This window comes from Sphingomonas sp. (assembly GCF_031426035.1).
Lineage (GTDB): Bacteria > Pseudomonadota > Alphaproteobacteria > Sphingomonadales > Sphingomonadaceae > Sphingomicrobium.
This window is the reverse complement of the sequence record NZ_JANPKO010000059.1, coordinates 1-15,206: the sequence shown is the minus strand read 5'-3', so window position 1 is coordinate 15,206 and position 15,206 is coordinate 1. Positions and strand designations below refer to the sequence as shown.

The 15,206-nt window shown below is 67.2% G+C and carries 17 protein-coding genes; 8 read left to right on the top strand and 9 right to left on the bottom strand.

The features are described 5' to 3' along the window. The 4 genes from RMP08_RS03980 to RMP08_RS03965 form a co-directional block, all read right to left on the bottom strand. Window positions 1-1,563: sigma-70 family RNA polymerase sigma factor (locus RMP08_RS03980; RefSeq protein WP_310467697.1), on the bottom strand; the 1,563-nt coding region annotated here is incomplete at its 3' end. A gap of 13 nt (window positions 1,564-1,576) precedes the next feature. Then, window positions 1,577-3,415, bottom strand: a complete 1,839-nt coding sequence (gene dnaG, locus RMP08_RS03975) for a DNA primase (protein ID WP_310467696.1) — start codon at window positions 3,413-3,415, stop codon at window positions 1,577-1,579. Further along, on the bottom strand, window positions 3,412-3,834 hold the full coding sequence (locus tag RMP08_RS03970) for an endonuclease domain-containing protein (RefSeq protein WP_310467695.1): 423 nt from the start codon (window positions 3,832-3,834) through the stop codon (window positions 3,412-3,414). Before RMP08_RS03970 ends, dnaG begins: the two co-directional genes overlap by 4 nt. A gap of 39 nt (window positions 3,835-3,873) precedes the next feature. Beyond that, the gene (locus RMP08_RS03965; protein WP_310467694.1) at window positions 3,874-4,326 is read right to left on the bottom strand and encodes a GatB/YqeY domain-containing protein; all 453 of its coding nucleotides are present in this window, start codon (window positions 4,324-4,326) and stop codon (window positions 3,874-3,876) included. Between the two features lie 145 nt (window positions 4,327-4,471). Between RMP08_RS03965 and carA the strand changes: the two genes are divergently transcribed. From carA to RMP08_RS03940, 5 genes are all read left to right on the top strand, one after another. After that, window positions 4,472-5,734: a glutamine-hydrolyzing carbamoyl-phosphate synthase small subunit gene (carA, locus tag RMP08_RS03960; protein WP_310467693.1), complete on the top strand. Its 1,263-nt coding sequence runs from the start codon at window positions 4,472-4,474 to the stop codon at window positions 5,732-5,734. Then, window positions 5,731-5,964: a hypothetical protein gene (locus RMP08_RS03955; RefSeq protein WP_310467692.1), complete on the top strand. Its 234-nt coding sequence runs from the start codon at window positions 5,731-5,733 to the stop codon at window positions 5,962-5,964. Before carA ends, RMP08_RS03955 begins: the two co-directional genes overlap by 4 nt. 3 nt (window positions 5,965-5,967) lie before the next feature. Next, window positions 5,968-9,327: a carbamoyl-phosphate synthase large subunit gene (gene carB, locus RMP08_RS03950; protein WP_310467691.1), complete on the top strand. Its 3,360-nt coding sequence runs from the start codon at window positions 5,968-5,970 to the stop codon at window positions 9,325-9,327. An 80-nt stretch (window positions 9,328-9,407) separates the two neighbouring features. Further along, window positions 9,408-9,887: a transcription elongation factor GreA gene (gene greA / locus RMP08_RS03945; RefSeq protein WP_310467690.1), complete on the top strand. Its 480-nt coding sequence runs from the start codon at window positions 9,408-9,410 to the stop codon at window positions 9,885-9,887. A gap of 56 nt (window positions 9,888-9,943) precedes the next feature. After that, a complete protein-coding gene (locus RMP08_RS03940; RefSeq protein ID WP_310467689.1) occupies window positions 9,944-10,531 on the top strand; it encodes a rhomboid family intramembrane serine protease in 588 nt (195 codons plus the stop codon). On the opposite strand, the gene RMP08_RS03935 is transcribed toward RMP08_RS03940, so the two are convergent. Genes RMP08_RS03935 through RMP08_RS03915 form a run of 5 tightly spaced genes read right to left on the bottom strand, consistent with a single transcriptional unit; the run spans window position 10,505 to window position 12,507 of the window. After that, a complete protein-coding gene (locus RMP08_RS03935; protein ID WP_310467688.1) occupies window positions 10,505-10,765 on the bottom strand; it encodes a DUF4170 domain-containing protein in 261 nt (86 codons plus the stop codon). The two genes, RMP08_RS03940 and RMP08_RS03935, sit on opposite strands and share 27 nt — an antisense overlap. Further along, on the bottom strand, window positions 10,762-11,190 hold the full coding sequence (locus tag RMP08_RS03930) for a hypothetical protein (RefSeq protein WP_310467687.1): 429 nt from the start codon (window positions 11,188-11,190) through the stop codon (window positions 10,762-10,764). Before RMP08_RS03930 ends, RMP08_RS03935 begins: the two co-directional genes overlap by 4 nt. Further along, on the bottom strand, window positions 11,190-11,540 hold the full coding sequence (locus tag RMP08_RS03925) for a DUF3618 domain-containing protein (RefSeq protein WP_310467686.1): 351 nt from the start codon (window positions 11,538-11,540) through the stop codon (window positions 11,190-11,192). The genes RMP08_RS03930 and RMP08_RS03925 overlap by 1 nt, the downstream gene beginning before the upstream one ends. Then, window positions 11,537-11,893 carry a phage holin family protein gene (locus tag RMP08_RS03920; RefSeq protein WP_310467685.1) on the bottom strand — a complete coding sequence of 119 codons (357 nt, stop codon included), beginning with the start codon at window positions 11,891-11,893 and terminating at the stop codon, window positions 11,537-11,539. The genes RMP08_RS03925 and RMP08_RS03920 overlap by 4 nt, the downstream gene beginning before the upstream one ends. Continuing rightward, the gene (locus tag RMP08_RS03915; RefSeq protein ID WP_310467684.1) at window positions 11,893-12,507 is read right to left on the bottom strand and encodes a hypothetical protein; all 615 of its coding nucleotides are present in this window, start codon (window positions 12,505-12,507) and stop codon (window positions 11,893-11,895) included. Before RMP08_RS03915 ends, RMP08_RS03920 begins: the two co-directional genes overlap by 1 nt. A 139-nt stretch (window positions 12,508-12,646) precedes the next feature. Between RMP08_RS03915 and eno the strand changes: the two genes are divergently transcribed. The 3 genes from eno to RMP08_RS03900 form a co-directional block, all read left to right on the top strand. Next, on the top strand, window positions 12,647-13,936 hold the full coding sequence (gene eno / locus RMP08_RS03910; RefSeq protein WP_310467683.1) for a phosphopyruvate hydratase: 1,290 nt from the start codon (window positions 12,647-12,649) through the stop codon (window positions 13,934-13,936). A gap of 99 nt (window positions 13,937-14,035) precedes the next feature. Continuing rightward, window positions 14,036-14,320: a septum formation initiator family protein gene (locus tag RMP08_RS03905; protein WP_310467682.1), complete on the top strand. Its 285-nt coding sequence runs from the start codon at window positions 14,036-14,038 to the stop codon at window positions 14,318-14,320. A 205-nt stretch (window positions 14,321-14,525) separates the two neighbouring features. Further along, window positions 14,526-15,206: thiamine pyrophosphate-dependent enzyme (locus RMP08_RS03900; protein WP_310467681.1), on the top strand; the 681-nt coding region annotated here is incomplete at its 3' end.

The window sequence follows — 15,206 nt, the reverse complement described above, 5'->3', positions numbered from 1 at the left end:
GATGCGGATGGTGCGCGCCTGGTCGGCGATGCTGCGGGTGATCGCCTGGCGGATCCACCAGGTGGCGTAGGTGCTGAACTTGTAGCCGCGGCGATATTCGAATTTGTCGACCGCCTTCATCAGGCCGATATTGCCTTCCTGAATGAGGTCGAGGAATTGCAGGCCGCGGTTGGTGTATTTCTTGGCGATCGAGATGACGAGGCGGAGGTTGGCTTCGACCATTTCCTTTTTGGCGATGCGGGCTTCGCGCTCGGCCTTCTGGACCTGATTGACGATCCGGCGGAACTCGCCGAGCGCCATGCCGGTCGCCTGGGCAATCTCGCCGATCTCACCCCGGACGCGCTCGACGCTCTCGGCCTCGGCGATGGCGAAGGCGGCGAACTTCTTGTCGATCTTGGCGGCGCGGGCGAGCCAGCTGTCGTCCAATTCGCTGCCCATATAGCTTTCGAGGAAGGCGCGGCGGGGCACGCGGTGGCGCTCGGCAAGGCGCAGCATCTGGCCGCCCAGCGCGGTCAGGCGGCGGTTGTACGAATAAAGCTGGTCGACGAGATATTCGATTTTCGCGGCGTGGAACTGGACGCTTTCGACCTCGGCGGTGAGCTGGTCGCGGAGTTTCTGGTATTTTTTCTCGTCGGCGGCGGCGAAATCCTGGCCGGCGCCGAGCGCGTCGAGCCGGGCGGCCTGGAGCTTGCCGAATTTCTTGTAGATCGACGTGATGGTGGCGAACTTCTCGAGCGCCTGCGGCTTGAGCTGCTCCTCCATCTGGGCGAGCGACAACGTGTTGTCCTCGTCCTCTTCCTCGGCGACCGGGGCGGCGCGGCGCTCGATGAGATTCTCTTCGTCCTCGTCGGCGGTGGCGGGGGCCTCCTCGGGCTCTTCCTCTTCCTTGAAGGTCGGGCCGGCGGCGGCGGCGCTGATCTCGCCCTGCTCGCCTTCGCCCTCCTCGTTGGCGAGCGCGACCTGCTCGGGGGTCGGGCCCTTCGACAGCATCGCCTCGAGGTCGAGGATTTCGCGCAATTGCATGGTGCCGTCGTTGAGCGCCTTGGACCAGCCGATGATCGCGTTGAAGGTGATCGGGCTTTCGCACAGGCCCCAGATCATGATGTCGCGGCCGGCCTCGATGCGCTTGGCGATGGCGATTTCGCCCTCGCGGCTGAGCAGTTCGACCGCGCCCATCTCGCGCAGATACATGCGGACCGGGTCGTCGGTGCGGTCGGTCGGCTCCTTCTTGGCCGCCGCGGCGGGGCGCGGGCCGCCGTCGTCGAGCGGATCGACCTCGTCCTCGGCCTCCGCTTCTTTCTCTTCTTCCTCGTCCTCGTCGTCGCCCGCGTCCTCATTCTCGACGATGTTGACGCCCATCTCGGAGATTTCGGACATGACGTCCTCGATCTGCTCGGAGGTCATGTGCTCCTGCGGGAGCGCGGCGTTGATCTCGTCGACCGTGACGAAGCCACGCTTCTTGGCGCGCGCCTTCAATTTCTTGATCGCGGCCTCGTGCTGGTCGATCAGCGGCTCATCGCTGCCGTCGACGATCTCGGGTTCCTGGGTGTCGTTTTTTGCCATGTTGCCGTGCCGCTTAGTCGTTGCCGGCGAGGGACGCCAGCCGCTGCTTGATTTGCTCGCGCGCCGAGTGCAGCCGGAGCTGGTCCTCGAACGCTTCGTCGTCGCCCGCCTTCAAACGCTCGGTAGCGGCGTCGAGTGCCGCGCCGATCTCGCCGTCGGCGGCCAGCGCGTCGATCGCATCGCCGAGGTCGCGCAGCGCCTTTTCGGGCTCTGCGTCACCGCGCGTGAAGGAGAAAGCCATGCCGCCGGCACTGCGCGCGAGGGAGAGGTCCGCGGCGGCACCGGCATCGTGTAATATGGTGGCGAGGGCGGCGCGATCAAGATTGGCGCCGGACAAGGCCGCGGCGACCAACCGGTCGCGCAGCTCGGCCGACTTGCGGTCGGCGATGGGGAGCGCGGCCAATTGCTCGCAATGGGCGTGGAGCGCTTCGGGGAAATTGGAAAAACCGAGGAGCAAGGCGCGCGCAGTCGAGCGGTCGATGCCGGCGCTGCCGATGGCGCGCGCGGTGGCGCTGGTCGGGGGCTCGGGGGGCGTGAAGCGGTTTTTGCCGGTGAACTTGCGCTGGCCGCCGCGCACGAACGGCGCGCGGCGCGGCGTCAGCTCGTCGTCGAAGCGCGCCAGCCATTGCTCGCGGTACAGGCGGCGCAGCGCGGGGTCTCCGATGCTGTCGGCGTGGGCGACGAGGCGCTGGCGGACCCCGGCGCGGGCCTCGGGGGTGGTGAGCGGGGCGGCATCCCGCTCGTGGCGCCACAGGCGGGCGTCGAGCGGCTCGGCGGCGTCCAGGATGGCGTCCATTGCGGCGCGGCCGCCCGAGGAGACGATGTCGTCGGGGTCCTGGCCCGGAGGCAATTCCGCGAACCGCAGCGTGCGTTCGGGGGCGAGCAGGGGGAGGGCGCGCACCGCGGCGCGGATCGCGGCCTTGCGCCCGGCGCTGTCGCCGTCGAAGCACAGGATCGGCGATGGATCGAGCCGCCACATGCGCTCGAGCTGGGCCTCGGTCACCGCGGTGCCGTTGGGGGCGACCACCTCCGAAATGCCGGCGCGGTCGAGCGCGATGACGTCCATATAGCCCTCGACCACGATCAGCCGTTTCGCCGTGCGGCTGGCGGGGCCGGCGCGGTCGATATTGTAGAGCGTGCGGCCCTTGTCGAACAGGATCGTCTCAGGGGAATTGAGGTATTTGGGCTCGCCGTCGCCGAGGATGCGCCCGCCGAACGCGATGATGCGGCCGCGCGCGTCGCGGATCGGGATCATCAGCCGACCGCGGAAACGGTCGTAGGTTTCGCCGCCGTCGTCGGGGCGGATCAGCATGCCGGTCTCGACCAATTTGTCTTCGCCGACGCTGTTGAGCGCGGCCTTGAGGCGGCTGCGGCCGGTGGGGGCGAGGCCGAGCCCGAAGCGCGCGGTGGTGGCGGGGTCGATCCCGCGCCGGGCGAGGTAATCGCGCGCCTGCGCGCCGTCGGCACCGGCGAGCTGGTCGGCGAACCATTTTTGCGCCGATGCCATGACGTCAGTCAGCCCGGCCGACTGCTCGGCGCGTTCCTGTGAGCGCGGGTCGGGGGCGGGGACCTCCATCCCGGCCTTGCCCGCGAGCTCCTTGACCGCCTCCATGAACGGCAGGCCGCGGGCGTCGGTGAGGAAGCGGATCGCGTCGCCATGCGCGCCGCACCCGAAGCAGTGATAGAAACCCTTGTCGTCGTTGACCGTGAAGCTCGGGGTTTTTTCGTTGTGGAACGGGCAGCACGCCTTGAACTCGCGGCCCGCCTTGAGGAGTTTTACAGACGGGGCGATGACGCCGGAGAGGAGGGTGCGGGCGCGCAGCTCGTCGAGGAATTGGGGGGAGAGGGTCACAGGCCCTCCCCTTCGGCGCTGCGCGCCTCTTCCCCTCCCGCATCGCGGGAGGGGTCAGGGGAGGGCCTGTCACGCAACGCCTTGACGATCGTGGCCGCCACGCCCTCCAAATTGCCCAGCACATCGTTATTCCAGAAGCGGATCACGCGATATCCTTTGGCACGCAAGAACGCGGTTCGCGCCGAATCATAACCTGCCCGCGATCCATGCTGCCCGCCATCCAATTCGATCACCAATTTCGCGGTGCGCGCGACAAAATCACAGATGTAGGGGCCGATCGGGACCTGGCGGTTGAAGCGCACGCCGCTTAGCCGCCGATTGCCGAGAATGGTCCATAGCGCGCGCTCGGCTTTGGTTGCGTTGTTGCGCAGGTCGCGCGAACGCAGCGTGGGCAGGCGGTTGTAGGCTTTGTCTGACATGCCCTCCCCCGGCCCCTCCCGCTCTGGCGGGAGGGGAGATTAGCCCAGCGCTTCCCGCACCAATCCGCTGGCCCGGGCCGGCTCGATGCTGCTGGCGTGGCGCTCTTTCACTAACGCCATCACTCGGCCCATGTCTTTCATGCTCTCCGCGCCGGTCTCCGCAATGATCGCGGCGACCGCGGCTTTGGCTTCGGCGTCGTCCATCTGCGCCGGCAGAAAACGCTCGATCACGGCGATTTCGGCTTCCTCGGCCGCCGCCAATTCCTCGCGCGCGCCCTTGCGGTACATCTCGACCGATTCGCGGCGCTGCTTGATCATTTTCTGCAAGACTTCGGTGACCAGCAGGTCGTCGTCGGGCGCGGATGCCGCGGTGCGTAGCTCGATGTCGCGGTTCTTCACCGCCGATTGGATCAGGCGGATGGTTTGCGTCCCCGCCTTGTCGCCGCCCTTCATCGCGGCGATGCCGGCGGCCTTGATGTCATCGCGAATCATCGCGGTTCCTCATGGGCTGGAAACGGTCCGTCCTAATCGCGCCCATGGCGGTTGCACAGCCGTTGACGGACGCCCGCGATGTGCCTAGCGACGGCTCCTTAGCGACATCGTCACAACCCCGCTCGCGGAAAGGCTCCCCCAGCCCATGGCCGAAGCACGACCCACGCCTGCGCCCCAACCGAGCGGCGCGACCGGCGTGATCGTGTTCGCCGATGGGCGGATCGCGTGGGGACGGGGGTTCGGGGCCGAGGGCGAGGCGGTCGGGGAATTGTGCTTCAACACCGCGATGACCGGCTACCAGGAAGTGATGACCGACCCGTCCTACGCGCGGCAGGTGATCGCCTTCACTTTCCCCCACATCGGCAATGTCGGCGCCAACAACGAGGATGTCGAAGCGGGCGAGGCGCATGCCTTGGGGTGCCTGGTGCGCGAGGCGGTGACGGGGCCGAGCAATTATCGCGCGGGGTCGGATTTTGGCGCGTGGATGAAGACTTACGGGCGGATCGGGATTTCGGGGCTCGATACGCGGGCGCTGACTCGGCTGGTGCGCAAGGAAGGCCCGCCGACGATCGCCATCGCGCATCGTGCGGACGGCAAGTTCGATCTGGCCGCGCTGCGCAAGCTTGCCGCCGAATGGCCGGGGCTCGAGGGGATGGACCTGGCGAAGGAGGTCAGCCGGCTCCAGGTCGAGCGGTGGTCGGGGGGCAAATGGGCTTGGGGGGTTGGGTATGAAGAACGCCCTTCGACTTCGCTCAGGACGAACGGAGAAGGGGACGCCACCAACACCGCTCGTCCTCAGCGGAGCGCGCAGCGCGCAGTCGAAGGGCGCACCCCCCACGTCGTCGCCATCGACTATGGCTCCAAGCGCAACATCTTCCGCAACCTGGTGGCGGCCGGGGCGCGGGTGACGGTGGTGCCGGCGGGGGCCAGCTTCGACGACATCATGGCGCACCAGCCCGACGGGTTTTTCCTGTCCAACGGCCCGGGCGATCCGGCGGCGACCGGGGAGTATGCGGTGCCGGTGATCCGGGCGATGCTCGAGACCAAGAAGCCGCTGTTCGGGATCTGCCTCGGGCACCAGTTGCTGGCGCTCGCGGTGGGCGGGAAGACCAGCAAGATGTTCCAGGGGCATCGCGGCGCCAACCACCCGGTCAAGCGGCTGGCCGACGGAAAGGTCGAGATCACATCCATGAATCACGGCTTCGCGGTCGAGCGCGAGGGGCTGCCGGCCAATGCGCGCGAAACCCACGTGTCGCTGTTCGACGGCAGCAATTGCGGCTTCGAGCTGACCGACCGCCCCGCGTTTTCGGTGCAATACCATCCCGAAGCCAGCCCCGGCCCGCAGGACAGTTTCTATCTGTTCGAGAAATTCGTCGGGGCGATGCAGAACAAGGAGGAGCATCGATGACGACCGTTCGCAAATTCGGGCTAAAGGTTCCTGATCGCGTATCGAACCAAACGGAATCTGACGCCACAGTTGCTCTAATTGACTTCAACGGAGAGAAATTCGTTCAGTTGGATAGCGTGGGATCAAAGGACCGTAAATTCGTTGGAAAACGGTCGCAAAGCATGCGTCTTTCTAAGGACGCATTTGATCAACTGGTACGTCTTGGCAACAAACACTTCGGCCAAAGCTAAGCAATGCCCCGCCGCACCGACATCTCTTCGATCCTGATCATCGGCGCCGGGCCGATCGTGATCGGGCAAGCGGCGGAGTTTGATTATTCGGGGTCGCAGGCCGTGAAAGCGCTCAAGGCCGAGGGGTATCGGGTGATCGTGGTCAATTCCAACCCGGCGACAGTGATGACCGATCCCGAGCTGGCCGACGCGACCTATATCGAGCCGATCACCCCGGCGATCGTCGCCAAGATCCTCGAGAAGGAGCGGCCCGATGCCTTGCTGCCAACGATGGGTGGGCAGACCGCGCTCAATACCGCGCTGGCGCTGGCCAAGGACGGCACGCTCGAGCGGCTCGGGATCGAGCTGATCGGGGCCAACGCGGCGGCGATCGAGATGGCCGAGGACCGGCTCAAATTCCGCCAGGCAATGGACCGCATCGGGCTCGAAAGCCCCAAGTCGGCGATCGCGCATTCGTTCGAAGACGCCACCGCGGCGCTCGAGACGGTCGGCCTGCCGGCGATCATCCGGCCCAGCTTCACCTTGGGCGGGACCGGCGGCGGGATCGCCTACAACCGCGAGGAATTCGAGGCGATCGTGCGCGGCGGGCTCGAGGCGAGCCCGACCAGCGAGGTGCTGATCGAGGAATCGGTGCTCGGCTGGAAGGAATATGAGATGGAGGTAGTCCGCGACCATGCGGACAATGCTATCATCATCTGCTCGATCGAGAATATCGACCCGATGGGGGTGCACACGGGGGACTCGATCACGGTTGCGCCGGCGCTGACGCTGACCGACAAGGAATATCAAAGGATGCGCTCGGCGAGCATCGCGGTGCTGCGGGAAATCGGTGTCGAAACAGGGGGTTCCAACGTCCAGTTCGCGGTCGATCCCAAGACCGGGCGGATGGTGGTGATCGAGATGAACCCGCGCGTTTCGCGGAGCTCGGCGCTGGCGTCGAAGGCGACCGGCTTCCCGATCGCCAAGGTCGCGGCGCGGCTCGCGGTCGGCTACACATTGGACGAGATCGCCAACGACATCACCGGCGGCGCGACCCCGGCGAGCTTCGAGCCGACGATCGATTATGTCGTGACCAAGATCCCGCGCTTCGCGTTCGAAAAATTCAGCGGGGCGGAGGCGTTGCTGTCGACCTCGATGAAGTCGGTCGGCGAGGTGATGGCGATCGGACGCTCGTTCGCGGAGAGCTTGCAGAAGGCGCTGCGCGGGCTCGAGATCGGGCTGACCGGGCTCGACCGCGTGCGCGAGCTCGAGCAGGCCGATGCCGGCGCGATCGAGAGCGCGCTGGCGCGGGCAACGCCGGACCGGCTGCTGGTCGCCGCCGAGGCGCTGCGCCACGGTTTTACGGTCGAGCGGATCAATGCGATCGCAGGGTTCGACCCGTGGTTCCTCGAGCGATTGCAGGAAATCGTCGCGGCCGAGGAGGTGGTGCGCGAGGAGGGCTTGCCGCGCGATGCGGCGGGGATGCGGCGCTTGAAGGCGATGGGCTTTTCGGATGCGCGGCTGGCCGAGCTGGCGCTGCGCTCGGCGCATGTCGACCGCGCGATGAGCCTCAAGAGCGCGCACGGCTCGGGGGTGGTGCACGATGCGTTGAAAGCGCTGACCGGCGGGGTGACCGAGGTCGAGGTGCGCAATGCGCGATTGAAGCTCGGGGTGACGCCGGTCTTCAAGCGGATCGACAGCTGCGCCGCCGAGTTCGATGCCGCCACGCCCTATCTGTACTCGACCTACGAGGCACCGCTGTTCGGCGAGGCCGAAGACGAGGCCGAGGTCAGCGACCGCAAGAAGATCATCATCCTCGGCGGCGGGCCCAACCGCATCGGCCAGGGCATCGAGTTCGATTATTGCTGCTGCCACGCCGCGTTCGCGCTCGGCCGCGACCGCGATGGCGAGGCGGGGCAGGGCTATGAAGTGATCATGGTCAACTGCAACCCGGAGACCGTCAGCACCGACCCCGACACCTCGGACCGGCTCTATTTCGAGCCGCTGACCGCCGAGGACGTGCTCGAGATCGTGCGGCGCGAGCAATCCAGCGGCAAGCTGCACGGGGTGATCGTCCAATTGGGCGGGCAGACCCCGCTCAAGCTGGCGGAGGAATTGCAGGCCGCCGGCGTCCCGATCCTCGGCACCTCGCCCGACAGCATCGATCTGGCCGAGGACCGCGAGCGGTTCGCCAAGCTGGTGGTCAAATTGGGCCTGGCGCAGCCGCCCAACGGCATCGCGCGCAGCCGCGACGAGGCGATCCAGGTCGCCGAGCGGATCGGCTATCCGGTGCTGCTGCGGCCGTCCTACGTGCTCGGTGGGCGCGGCATGGAGGTGGTCGACGGGCCCCAGCAGCTCGATCATTATATCGCCACTGCGGTGGCGGTGTCGGGCTCGTCGCCGGTGCTGATCGACCGCTATCTGCGCGACGCGATCGAGATCGACGTCGACGCCATCTGCGACGGGGCGGAGGTGGCGGTGTGCGGAATCCTCCAGCATATCGAGGAAGCGGGGGTGCATTCGGGCGACAGTGCCTGCTCGATTCCGCCGCACAGCCTGAGCCCCAAGATCATCGCCGAGGTCGAACGCCAGACGCGCAGCCTGGCGCTGGCGCTCAAGGTCAAGGGGCTGATGAACATCCAGTTCGCGGTGCAGGGCGAGAAAGTGTTCCTGATCGAAGTCAACCCGCGCGCCAGCCGCACCGTGCCGTTCGTGGCGAAGGCGATTGGGCGGCCGATCGCCAAGCTCGCCGCGCGCGTCATGGCAGGGGAGAAACTGTCGGCGTTTCCGGCGATCGACCGGGCGATCGATTACATCGCGGTGAAGGCCCCGGTGTTCCCCTTCGCGCGCTTCCCCGGGACCGACCCGGTGCTGGGACCGGAGATGAAGAGCACCGGTGAAGTGATGGGAATCGATACCAGTTTCGACATCGCGTTCAGCAAGGCCTTGCTTGGATCGGGGATGCTGTTGCCGGACTCGGGTACGGTGTTCGTGTCGGTCAAGGATGCCGACAAGGATCATATCGTGCCCGCAGTGGAGAAACTGGTCGAGCTCGGCTTCGCGATCATCGCCACCGCGGGCACCGCCGCGCATTTGTCGGCGCGGGGATTGCCGGTGAGCGCGGTCAATAAGGTCGCGCAGGGACGCCCGCATATCGTCGACCGGCTGCGCGACGGCGAGGTCGGGCTGGTGTTCAACACCACCGAGGGCTGGCAGTCCTTGAAGGACAGCCATTCGATCCGCGCCACCGCGCTCAACCGCAAGGTGCCCTATTTCACCACCGCGGCGGCGAGCCTTGCCGCGGCGCACGCGATCGAGGCGGTGCGCGGCCATGCGCTTGAAGTTGCCTCGCTCCAGGACTATTATTCCGCCTCAGAAAACTGATTTCACAGACAATCCGACCCCTGGTCCCGCGTTCCTCACCGACCGCGCCGGGGCGGGCTTTTGAAGGAAGGCTGTTACAAATGGCGAGTGCCGACAAGGTACCGATGCTGGCCGAAGGCCATCGCCGCCTGAGCGACGAAGTGCGCCAGCTCAAGCTGGTCGAGCGCCCGGCGGTGATCGAGGCGATCGAGGTCGCGCGCGCCCACGGCGACTTGAGCGAGAACGCCGAATATCACGCGGCCAAGGAGCGCCAGGGCCAGATCGAGGCGTCGATCGCCGACATGGACGACCAGTTGAGCCGCGCGATGGTGATCGATCCGACCACACTGTCGGGCAAGAAAGTGGTGTTCGGGGCGACCGTCAATCTGCTCGACGAGGATGGCAAGAAGGTCCGCTACCAGTTGGTCGGGCAGGTCGAGGCCGACGCCAGGGTCGGGCGGATCAGCTACAATTCGCCGCTCGGCCGCGCGCTGATCGGGCGCGAGGTCGGGGACGAGGTCGAGGTCACCACGCCCGGCGGCGACAAATATTACACGATCAAGAAAATCGAGTTCATCTGAGCTCGCGCGCCCGACCGTCGCGGATCCCGCGCACCGCGACCGTCGTCCTGGCGGCGGTGACCGCGCTCGCCTGGCTGCTGGTGTCGCTGATCGGCGCACAGGACCAGGCGGCGATGACGATGGGGTTTTTGCCGGCGCGTTTCTCGGGTGATCTCGCATTGTCGCCCGCGGTGCCGGCGCTGTTGACGCCCTTGAGTGCGACCCTGGTCCACGGCGGGTTGCTCCATTTGGCGCTCAACCTGCTGATGCTGGTGTGGTGCGGGAGCCTGGTCGAGCGCATCCTCGGGCGCGGCGGGTTGCTGATGCTGTACGGGGTCGGCGCGTTCGCCGCGGCGATCGCGCAGTGGGCGGTCGATCCCGGCTCGATGACCCCGATGATCGGCGCCAGCGGGGCGATCAGCGCGGTGATCGGGGCGTTTGCGCTGAGCTTCGGGCAGCAGAAGGCGATCGTCCGCTCGCCCGCGCTCAACCGCCTGCTCAACACGGCGTGGCTGCTCGCGGCGAGGATTGTGCTGCAATTGATGACCGGCTGGCTGGCCGGCGGGCAGGGGCTGCTGCTGGCGACCCCGGCGCACATTGGCGGCTTCCTCGCCGGGCTGGCGCTGCAGCGGCCGCTACTACTGTGGCGCTACCGCGGCGCTTGAGTCGGCGGTCGCCGCCACGCTTTCCCCTTCGGGTTCCAACAAGCGGTGCAAGTGCACCACGACATATTTCATCTCGGCATCGTCGACCGTGCGCTGGGCGCGGCCGCGCCACGCTTCCTCGGCCTCGGCGTAGCTTTCGAACAACCCGACGAAATCGATCGCTTCGAGGTCGGTGAAATCGAGCCCGCGCGGATCCTTGACCCGGCCCCCGAACACCAGGTGAAGCTTGCTCATCGGCTGCCGCGCACCTTGGTCAGGGCGGCGTCGGCGGAGGTCCGCGCGGCGTCACCGGCGCCCTTGAGCACCGAGCGCAGCGTCTCGACCCCGGCGTCGCGGGTCAGGCCGAGTTCGCCGAGGCGGCTGGTGCCGGCCTCGCGCGCGGCGTCGACCGCGGTGCGTGCGGTGTCGGCCAGTTTCTTGCCCGCCGGGCGCAGCAATTCGGTTTCGCCCTTGCTGCGCGGCAGCAGCGCCGCGATCAGCGCGCCCGCGGCGAGCCCGCCGGCGAGCGCCAGCAACGGCGCTTCGCTCAGCGTGTCGCCCGCCTTGCGGCCGGCATTGGAGACGCCGTCGCGGGCGCCGTCATAGGCGTCGATTGCGCGCTGGCGCAGGTCGTCGGCCACGGTGCGGCGGGAATTCTCGCGGGTGGATTGCTCACTCATCACGCTGTCTCCGTCTTGGTCTTTTTGGTCGAACGCTTGCGCGTCCGCTTGGCTTCACGCTTGGCGCCCATTCCATCGGCGATCTTGCCCGCTGCGTCGATCAGTGGCTCGCGCGCCAGGAACAAGGCCAGCGCGGCAAGCACACCGCCCGCCGCATAAGGGCGGCTGCGCACTGCGTCGATGGCCTCCTCGGCGAGGTCGGCGCCCTTGTTCTTGGCCCCCTCCCACGCCTCGCGGGCGAGGTTCTTGGGGTTGAGCCGCGCTTGCAGCTCGCTCGCGGTCTCCATCAGCTGGGCCCGCGCCCGCTCGGCCTTGATCCGGGCGGCGGCGACTTGCGTGGGCTCGGTCATGGCGCGGCCTTGATTAGCTTGAGCGCGTACCAGCCGAGCCCGCCGGCGATGGCGAGCGCGATCAGCACCGCGGCAAGTCCGGCGAAGAACGGCCCCAATGGCGGGATCAGCGACAGATAGATGGCGAAGCACAGCACGGTAACCGCGGCCTGGAGGAACAGGAACGCAGCGCCGAGCAGGATCGCCGGAACCTTGTAGGCATCGGCCTTGGCCCCGGCGACCGCCTTGGCATGGTCGAGCTCGGCAAAAGCATAGGCCTTGCCGTCCTCGACCAGCTGATGGACGATCTCGCCGACCGGGCGCTCGGCGCCGGTGCCCGGCCCGATCGGGGGCTGATCCGCGCGCTTGAGCATCAGGCCTTCGACTTGCCGCCGCCGCGCTTGCCGCCGCTGGTGCCGCCGTCGTCACTGTCGCGCGAGGCGTCGAGGCCCGACTTAACCAGCCGCGCCAGCGCGAAGCCGACGATCGCCGCGCCCGCCAGCGCCACGCCGGGGCTCTTGCGCACGAGGTTGCGGGTATCGTCGATCAATTCGTCGGCGTTCTTGGCGGCGAGGTTGTTGGCGGCGTCCTCGATCGCGCCCGCGGCGCGGCGGGCATAGTCGCCATATTCGGCGCCGAGGCGGTCATCGAGCCCGGTCGCGGTGTCGCCAACCAATTTGCTGACATTGGCGAGCGCCTCGCTCGAGCGCTCGAGCCCCTGAGCGACCAGTCCGCGCGCCTTGTCGGCGGCCTGGCCGGACAATTTGTCGGTGCCGCAGCGGACGGTGTCGAGGACCTTGGTGCGGGTGCCGCTGCGATTGCGCGTGCCGCCGGTGGTGCGGGTGCCTTCCGGCCCGCCGTCGGTGACCACCAGATTGTCGATTTCGACATTGGCGCCGATCGCGCCGCCATTGGCGTCGGTGCCGGTTTCGGACGCGCCCGCGATGATCTTGTCGGTGCCCTCGGGAAGCTCGTTTGCGTTGGCCATAAGGTCCTCCTTTTGCACTCTAAACCCGGAGCCGCCGCGCTTCGTTCCGGGGCTCCGGAGCGAAAGTTGCGCAGCCGCCCGCTCGGCGTATAGGACGCGGGCCCAACAGTTTCATTACGCTTCCGCAAAAAGGATTTCCATGACCGCGATCGTCGACGTCCACGCCCGCATGATCCTTGACAGCCGCGGCAACCCGACGGTCGAGGTCGATGTCACGCTCGAGGACGGCAGCCTGGGGCGCGCCGCGGTCCCGTCGGGCGCATCGACCGGCGCGCACGAGGCGGTCGAGCTGCGCGACGGCGACAAGGCACGGTGGGGCGGCAAGGGGGTCGACCAGGCGATCCGCGCGGTCAACGGGGTGATCGCCGAGAGCATCGTCGGCCACGAGGCCGAGGACCAGGCCGAGATCGACGCCGCGCTGATCGCGCTCGACGGCACCGACAACAAAGGCAAGCTCGGCGCCAACGCGATTTTGGGCGTCAGCCTGGCGACCGCCAAGGCCGCCGCCGATGCGCTCGGGCTGCCGCTGTACCGCTACGTCGGCGGGGTCGATGCGGCGCTGCTGCCGGTGCCGATGATGAACATCCTCAACGGCGGCGCGCATGCCGACAACCCGATCGACTTCCAGGAATTCATGGTCATGCCGGTCGGCGCGGCGACTTTTTCGGAAGGGCTGCGCTGCGGGACCGAGATCTTCCATGCGCTGAAGAGCGCGCTGCACGCCAAGGGCTTGAGCACCGCGGTCGGCGACGAGGGTGGGTTCGCCCCCGACATCGCCTCGGCGCGAGAGGCGCTCGACTTGATCGGCCGCGCGGTGGAGGCCGCCGGCTACCACCTGGGCAAGGACGTGCTGATCGCGCTCGACCCGGCGGCTACGGAGTTTTTCAAGGACGGCGCCTACGTCCTTGCCGGGGAGGGGAAATCGCTGAGCCCCGAGCAGATGGTCGATTATTTCAAAGCTTTGGTCGCCGACTACCCGATCGCGTCGATCGAAGACGGGCTGGCGGAAGACGATATGGTCGGCTGGAAACTGGCGACCGAGCGGCTCGGCAATCGCGTCCAGCTGGTTGGCGACGATCTGTTCGTGACCAACGAAAAGCGCCTCGCCGCCGGCATCCGCGACGGCATCGCCAATTCGATCCTGGTCAAGGTCAACCAGATCGGCACGCTGAGCGAAACCATCGCGGCGGTGCGCCTGGCGCAATCGAGCGGCTACACCGCGGTGATGTCGCACCGCTCGGGCGAGACCGAGGATGCGACCATCGCCGATCTCGCGGTCGCTCTGTCGTGCGGGCAGATCAAGACCGGCAGCCTGGCGCGCTCCGACCGCACCGCCAAATACAACCAGCTGTTGCGCATCGAGGAAGAGCTCGGCGACGCCGCGCGCTACCCGGGCGTGGCAGCGATCAAGGCCTATCGGGCGCATTGATCCACAGTTTCAGCGCAAATCCGCGCATTTTCCCTTGCGTTGGGGGCGGCTTCGTGATTCTCCTGTGACGTGATGGGGGGAACGACACGCCGTTTCGGGATGATCCGCAGGGCCGCGCTGCCGGCGCTGGCGCTGATCGTCGTCGGCAATTTCGCCGGCTACGCGGTGGCCGGGCCCAACGGCCTGCTGGCGTGGGGCGGCTACAACCGCAATCTCGAGCAGCGCAAGGTCGAGCTGGCCAAGCTCGAGGCCGAGCGCGAGGCTCTTCGCCACCGCTCATCGCTGCTCGATCCGCGGAAAGCCGATCCCGACATCGCCGATGAACTGGTCCGCCGCGACCTCGGGCTGGTCCGCCCCGACGAAGTCATCATCCCGCTCGAATAATCCTTCGAGACGCCGGTTCGACTGCGCTCACCGGCTCCTCAGGATGAGCGGGGGCGGTGGGTTCCGCTCATCCTGAGGAGGGACTGAGCGAAGACGAAGGCCCGTCTCGAAGGATTGCCGGGCGACGGCCACTTTCCTATAGACCGCCGCGCTGCTGCTCATTCGATGAGGTCCATTCGTGGCGCGTGCCGCTCAGAAGAAATCCGTGAAGTCCGCGCCTCCCGCGAACAACCGCGCCAAGGCGGCGTCCTCACCGCCGTCCAATCGAGAACGCCCGGCCGAGCCCAAGCGCTTCAAAGCCGACAAGGACACTTTGCTCGGCCTCTACCAGCAGATGCTGCTGATCCGTCGCTTCGAGGAGCGCGCGGGGCAGTTGTACGGCCTCGGCCTCATCGGCGGGTTCTGCCATCTGTACATCGGGCAGGAAGCGGTCGCGGTCGGACTGCAGTCGGCGATGACGGTGGGCAAGGACAGCGTGATCACCGGCTACCGCGACCACGGCCACATGCTCGCTTACGGCATCGACCCCAAGGTGATCATGGCCGAGCTGACCGGCCGCGCCGCCGGCATTTCGAAAGGAAAAGGCGGCTCGATGCACATGTTCAGCGTCGAGCACGGCTTCTACGGCGGCCACGGCATCGTCGGTGCGCAGGTGTCGCTCGGCACCGGCCTCGCGTTCAAGCACCAGTACAGCGGCGACGGCGGGGTGTGCCTCGCTTACTTCGGCGACGGCGCGGCCAACCAGGGCCAGGTCTACGAGAGCTTCAACATGGCCGCGCTGTGGGATCTGCCGGTGATCTACGCGATCGAGAACAACCAGTACGCGATGGGCACCAGCGTCGAGCGCTCGTCGTCCGAGCCCGATTTCTACAAGCGCGGGGAGAGC

Bases quoted from the DNA above. Each gene is read 5' to 3' on its own strand.
- RMP08_RS03970 (WP_310467695.1), bottom strand. From the start codon at position 3,834: ATGTCAGACAAAGCCTACAACCGCCTGCCCACGCTGCGTTCGCGCGAC.
- RMP08_RS03965 (WP_310467694.1), bottom strand. From the start codon at position 4,326: ATGATTCGCGATGACATCAAGGCCGCCGGCATCGCCGCGATGAAGGGC.
- carA (WP_310467693.1), top strand. From the start codon at position 4,472: ATGGCCGAAGCACGACCCACGCCTGCGCCCCAACCGAGCGGCGCGACC.
- RMP08_RS03955 (WP_310467692.1), top strand. From the start codon at position 5,731: ATGACGACCGTTCGCAAATTCGGGCTAAAGGTTCCTGATCGCGTATCG.
- carB (WP_310467691.1), top strand. From the start codon at position 5,968: ATGCCCCGCCGCACCGACATCTCTTCGATCCTGATCATCGGCGCCGGG.
- greA (WP_310467690.1), top strand. From the start codon at position 9,408: ATGGCGAGTGCCGACAAGGTACCGATGCTGGCCGAAGGCCATCGCCGC.
- RMP08_RS03935 (WP_310467688.1), bottom strand. From the start codon at position 10,765: ATGAGCAAGCTTCACCTGGTGTTCGGGGGCCGGGTCAAGGATCCGCGC.
- RMP08_RS03930 (WP_310467687.1), bottom strand. From the start codon at position 11,190: ATGAGTGAGCAATCCACCCGCGAGAATTCCCGCCGCACCGTGGCCGAC.
- RMP08_RS03925 (WP_310467686.1), bottom strand. From the start codon at position 11,540: ATGACCGAGCCCACGCAAGTCGCCGCCGCCCGGATCAAGGCCGAGCGG.
- RMP08_RS03920 (WP_310467685.1), bottom strand. From the start codon at position 11,893: ATGCTCAAGCGCGCGGATCAGCCCCCGATCGGGCCGGGCACCGGCGCC.
- RMP08_RS03915 (WP_310467684.1), bottom strand. From the start codon at position 12,507: ATGGCCAACGCAAACGAGCTTCCCGAGGGCACCGACAAGATCATCGCG.
- eno (WP_310467683.1), top strand. From the start codon at position 12,647: ATGACCGCGATCGTCGACGTCCACGCCCGCATGATCCTTGACAGCCGC.
- RMP08_RS03905 (WP_310467682.1), top strand. From the start codon at position 14,036: ATGATCCGCAGGGCCGCGCTGCCGGCGCTGGCGCTGATCGTCGTCGGC.